The sequence below is a fragment of the Siminovitchia acidinfaciens genome (genome assembly GCF_003605385.1).
In the GTDB taxonomy this organism is placed as follows: domain Bacteria; phylum Bacillota; class Bacilli; order Bacillales; family Bacillaceae_C; genus Siminovitchia; species Siminovitchia acidinfaciens.
This window is the reverse complement of the sequence record NZ_QYTV02000022.1, coordinates 1-1,733: the sequence shown is the minus strand read 5'-3', so window position 1 is coordinate 1,733 and position 1,733 is coordinate 1. Positions and strand designations below refer to the sequence as shown.

1 rRNA gene is annotated in these 1,733 nt (G+C 55.1%); it reads left to right on the top strand.

The features are described from left to right. Positions 1–1,720, top strand: a 23S ribosomal RNA gene (locus D4T97_RS20310); the annotation flags it as partial. Positions 1,721–1,733: the final 13 nt, after the last annotated feature.

Here is a 1,733-nt window from a genome sequence, read left to right as displayed (position 1 = left end):
CTTTAGACAATGGTAGGAGAGCGTTCCAAGGGCTGTGAAGTCATTCCGTAAGGAATGGTGGAGCGCTTGGAAGTGAGAATGCCGGTATGAGTAGCGAAAGAAGGGTGAGAATCCCTTCCACCGAATGCCTAAGGTTTCCTGAGGAAGGCTCGTCCGCTCAGGGTTAGTCGGGACCTAAGCCGAGGCCGAAAGGCGTAGGCGATGGACAACAGGTTGATATTCCTGTACCGCCTCGTTTCCATTTGAGTGAAGGGGGGACGCAGTAGGATAGGGTAAGCGCGCTGTTGGATTAGCGCGTCCAAGCAGTTAGGCTGGCAAGTAGGCAAATCCGCTTGCCATAAGGCTGAGCTGTGATGGCGAGGGAAATTTAGTACCGAAGTTCCTGATTCCACACTGCCAAGAAAAGCCTCTAGCGAGGAAACAGGCGCCCGTACCGCAAACCGACACAGGTAGGCGAGGAGAGAATCCTAAGGTGATCGAGAGAACTCTCGTTAAGGAACTCGGCAAAATGACCCCGTAACTTCGGGAGAAGGGGTGCTCTTTGGGGTGCAAGCCCTGAGGAGCCGCAGTGAATAGGCCCAGGCGACTGTTTAGCAAAAACACAGGTCTCTGCGAAGCCGCAAGGCGAAGTATAGGGGCTGACGCCTGCCCGGTGCTGGAAGGTTAAGAGGAGGGCTTAGCGCAAGCGAAGGTCCGAATTGAAGCCCCAGTAAACGGCGGCCGTAACTATAACGGTCCTAAGGTAGCGAAATTCCTTGTCGGGTAAGTTCCGACCCGCACGAAAGGCGCAACGATCTGGGCACTGTCTCAACGAGAGACTCGGTGAAATTATACTATGCGTGAAGATGCGCATTACCCGCGACAGGACGGAAAGACCCCGTGGAGCTTTACTGCACCCTGATATTGACTGTCTGTGCAGCTTGTACAGGATAGGTAGGAGCCTTGGAAACCGGAGCGCCAGCTTCGGTGGAGGCAACGGTGGGATACTACCCTGGCTGTATGGACCGTCTAACCCGCACCCGTGATCCGGGTGGGAGACAGTGTCAGGCAGGCAGTTTGACTGGGGCGGTCGCCTCCTAAAGAGTAACGGAGGCGCCCAAAGGTTCCCTCAGAATGGTTGGAAATCATTCGCAGAGTGCAAAGGCATAAGGGAGCTTGACTGCGAGACCTACAAGTCGAGCAGGGACGAAAGTCGGGCTTAGTGATCCGGTGGTTCCGCATGGAAGGGCCATCGCTCAACGGATAAAAGCTACCCCGGGGATAACAGGCTTATCTCCCCCAAGAGTTCACATCGACGGGGAGGTTTGGCACCTCGATGTCGGCTCATCGCATCCTGGGGCTGTAGTCGGTCCCAAGGGTTGGGCTGTTCGCCCATTAAAGCGGTACGCGAGCTGGGTTCAGAACGTCGTGAGACAGTTCGGTCCCTATCCGTCGCGGGCGCAGGAAATTTGAGAGGAGCTGTCCTTAGTACGAGAGGACCGGGATGGACGCACCGCTGGTGTACCAGTTGTCTTGCCAAAGGCATCGCTGGGTAGCTATGTGCGGCAGGGATAAGTGCTGAAAGCATCTAAGCATGAAGCCCCCCTCAAGATGAGATTTCCCATTGCCTGGCTTGCCAGGCAGGTAAGATCCCTGAAAGACGATCAGGTAGATAGGTCCGGTGTGGAAGTGTGGCGACACATGGAGCTGACGGATACTAATCGATCGAGGACTTAATCTTAATATGAACAATG